Here is a 4,304-nt window from a genome sequence, read left to right as displayed (position 1 = left end):
CTCAATTTACCTTATTTTAGATTGAAACTACATTAATATCTGCGAAACACCATTACTTTTTGAAAAAAAATTATCACTCGCTTTTTGTCAAGTACATTTTATACAAAATAAGATGAGCTTACCCTGGTTAGGTTAGGACAAAGTTAGCTAGAATTAAGGCAATCGCCAAAGAAGTAGAATTTTCAGGCATGGTTTCAGGTAAAGTTAACAGATCGGGATTAGATGGAGAGTTATTGGGTTTTAGTTTTAGTTAAAAATCTAGGTTTTAATTGCCCAAAGCGATCGTAAACAAAGCAAAAGTAAAAAAAGATTGGTAGAGGTGTAATTTTATTCAAAAGTATAAATTAAAGCAAGACATTTTCTTTTCAAATGTATGATCTGAATTCAGGTTCTAATGATATTTTTATTATTAAATTAAGATTAAATATAAGCTAAGAGAATCATATGATTTTTAGATAAAATTATCGTAATTATGACTATAGCTATATAACTATCTCTTAATTTATCAAGGTTTTAAGTATACTGACATCCGTAAAATCCACATAATATTACGTAATAATTCCGATCTATTTGGCTTGTTTTTTTACGTCGTATTACTCACATTGACAATTAAAGACAGGATAATTACGCAAGAAAATTTTTTCAATTAAGCAAAAAAAATAGAGTAGAAATTATTCCACTCTAAAAAAAATAATTATCAAATAAGTATTTCTATTTTTTAAAACGATGACGTAACTTTTTAAACCCAATTAAACCTAAAACCAAACCAACACCAGCAGCAGGAGTAAACTCAAAAGGAACTTCCTTCGCACCAAATTCATCTATCAATAATGCAGAACTATTTCCTACTCCATCAACATCAATTACACCAAATCCAACTCGATAAGTACCACTAGCTAAATCAAAATCATCTGAAAAGCCATCATTATAAGTATCAGTAAGAGAGCCGTAATCGTCGCCATTAGGGCCAATAATTGAACCAGTACTATCTTCTAGCTTAATCACTATTGGTTCAAAGGTAGGGTCACTAGGGTTGGCAATCGAGATAAAACCAAAATCTTTATCTCCCAAACTTCCTGCACCATCATTAGTGAGAAAATCCCAATTAAATGTTATCTGAGTATTTCTATTATTGTCGTTGGTAATAGTAATATCTTGAAAAATTGCCGAACCTTCTTTAGGAAGACGATATAGAGGATTTCCTTCTGTATCGGATAGAGGCGTACCATCGATTTCTCTCCGAATCGAAAAATCATTAGCAGACAAGCCCAACTGAGTTTGTAAAGTCGCAATTTCAGGACTAGCACTAATTTGATCTTGAGTTCTTAGGTTAAAAGTACCTGTAGTAGTACTAGCAGGGTCATCATCTCGATTGTTCAGACATAAGGTATTAGTTCCGCCATTAGGACAAGCGGTGGTAATAATACCTTGATTCGTACCGTTGAAATCAACTCCACTATATGTACCGCCAATATTAGTCGAGCCAGTACCAGTCCAACCAGCAGAACCATCTAGGCTAGTATAACTTTGAAAATCACCATTAATTACTGGTGTAATTGAATAAGCATTAGCTGAATCTAAAGTAATTAAATTGCCCAAGCTAAAAAGACTAGCAAAAATGGCAATAGGAGCAAATTTTGAGATAGAGATAGACATAATTGGTATTGGTTGTAATTAGTTATGGGACAAACAGTAAATGATAATTTAAACGCTCACTTGTCAGATATTTAGAGAAAGAGAAGTTGAGGTTTTCAGTAGATAAAAAGATATCTAGTAATGTTGAAAGTAGGCTCATCATTCCAATAATTTAACCTACCTTCAATTAATGTTAGTTACTCAATAATGAAATCAGCCGAGGTAACTCCAGTAACTCCTTCAAGGAAAGCAATATCTTTGGGATAAACACTATCTACTGGGTCAAAATCTATTTGTACGATGGTGCTATTACCAAGAGTAGGATGATTGAATTCAACTAAGACTAAATAACCATCAGTAATGGGATCTGAACCCGTGTAACCAACTTCTGTAGCCAGAATTTCACTGATATCAATTGTGTCTTCTCCTGTTTGGAAATCTGTAATAGTATCAATTCCTTCACTGGTTTCGTTGAAGTAGTAACAATCTTTTCCTGCACCACCAGTTAGAGTATCTTCTCCTTTACCTCCTGTAATTAAGTCATCATTTGCAGTACCAGTTAAAGTGTTTGGACTTCCATCACCAGTGACTTCGTTTTTGATACTGAGTAGATAATCTTCAACCTCACCATCGGTAATGTCGCTAACAGAATCATCAGGAGTGGTAGTAGTTAAATTGCTATCTGTACTAAGTCGGAAACGAGCATAAGTCTCGCCTGTACCACCAGTAGTTTGAGTATCAACACCACTCCAAGTTATGGTATTAGTTGTTACGCCATCTGTGTTCAAACCGCCTGTGGTATCTAAACTAACTCCTTCATCAGGTTGAAAAATACCATCGCGGTCGAAGTCTACCCAACCTACTAAGGTAGTTTCAGAACTAGACTCAGTGGTAATAGTGACATCGTCAATGTCAAAACCATCATCATTTTGTACTCCAGTAAGTTGATCGGTGTTGAACTCGATAGTTACAGCATTCCCAGGAGTGACAGCAGAGGTAATATCAATAGTTTGAGTTCCTGAAGCCGTACCTTGAGGAATGGTAAAGGTAGTAGTCCCTACCACCACTTGCAATGGGTCATCAACACCTAAGTCATTACCCGCTTCGGCGTAGTCAAAAGAAAGATTAATCGTTCCCGTAGCATTAGCAGGAATCGTGAGAGTTCTTTGAGCAGAACGTCCATCGTTACGTAGTTCAAGAAAACCACTATCTGCTCTAACAACACCCGCAGCAGGACCATTGCCTTCTGAATCCGTCCAATCTACACCTGAATTCCACCCAGAACCTCCTGCATAATCGTTAGTATCAAAGTTATCTTCAGCAATAGTAGAAGTACCAGTACCACCAGCAGAATTAACAATCACCTCAACGCTGTAAGTAGTATCTGTAGTGCTAATTACAGTACCATCAACAAAAGTTACACCATCCTCATCATCTGTTCCCGCAACATCATCACCTGTTGCAGTAGTATTGGGTGCGCCATCACTTTCACTATCAACCGTTGCACCAATACTCAAACCACTAACAATTTCATGGGATGCTGGATTATCAACTCCGCTTGTATTGTAGCTAGTATCGGGAGCATCACCATAATCAGTACCACCTCCAATGGTAATGGCATAATCTTCTACTTCACCACCGTTAACTTGACCCGTGCTGTCACTTGCCGTTAAGGTATCGGTGCTTAAACGTAAACGAACATAACTCGTACCAGAGGTAATGCCATTGGGTAGGCTTTGAATCCCCGACCAAGTCAATTGCTGAGAACCCGTACCTGTAATATTTGTAATGATGTTGGAAACTTCAGAGGTTTCAAATATGCCATCACCATCAAAATCTATCCAACCGACTAAGCTAGCAGCAGTGCCAGGGGTATTGGTAACATCCACATCGATAGTGTAGTCTGTGGAACTGGTACTCAAAGCATCAAAAGATGAAACTCCGTCTTCATCATCGTTACCATCAGTAGTGTCGTCTGCGGTTGCACCAGTGTTCTGTAATGTCCCGTTATCTGCATCTACCGAGCTACCAATGCTGATTCCATCAGTTAGAGTATGGGCTGCACCACTATCACTAGATATGGTTTGATAGTTACCTACTCCTGTACTGGCAGATGCATCAGGAGCATCACCATAGTCTACCCCGTTAATAGTTACTTGATAATCCTCTACTTCACCATTAGCAACAGAGCCAGTAGGAGTACTGGTAGTCAGACTATTATCTGTACTGAGACGGAAACGAGCATAAGTATTACCGTTAGTAATATCGGTAGGAATATCATTATCAGTTGCAGCATCGGTGTTATCCCAACTGAGAGTAGCAGTAGTAGCTCCATCAGCTACAGAAGCAGAAACTGCTTCATCAGAATCAAAAGTACCAGAACCATCAAAATCGATCCAACCGATGAGAGTAGCTTCTTCGCCAGTGGAGTTGGTAATAGGCAGAGTAACACTATAGGTAGTATCATCACTATCTACAGCAGTTAGAGAAGTAGTCCCATCTTCATCATCAGTGCCAGTAGTATCATCGGCAGAAGCGGTACTATCTGGACTTTCGGAAAGAAACAAGAAAAAATAGCTATAAGCCTGGTATAGTGATACTTGTACTTGATTAAACTTCTGCCAATCCAGAATGAAAGAAACAACCCTATCAGCGATGCCACCATGCTT

At 38.0% G+C, this 4,304-nt stretch carries 2 protein-coding genes; both read right to left on the bottom strand.

All coding sequences use genetic code 11. The annotated features are described in order from the left end of the window. Positions 1-711: 711 nt before the first annotated feature. A complete protein-coding gene (locus H1P_RS35070; protein ID WP_144876370.1) occupies positions 712-1,656 on the bottom strand; it encodes a PFE-CTERM domain-containing protein in 945 nt (314 codons plus the stop codon). Between the two features lie 176 nt (positions 1,657-1,832). Further along, positions 1,833-4,304 (bottom strand): beta strand repeat-containing protein (locus tag H1P_RS37130; protein WP_246142080.1); only part of this gene is annotated, 2,472 nt, incomplete at its 5' end.

It is taken from the genome of Hyella patelloides LEGE 07179 (assembly GCF_900659865.1).
GTDB lineage: Bacteria > Cyanobacteriota > Cyanobacteriia > Cyanobacteriales > Xenococcaceae > Hyella > Hyella patelloides.
Note: the sequence above shows the minus strand (reverse complement) of the source record. Positions and strands in the feature narration are given on the sequence as shown.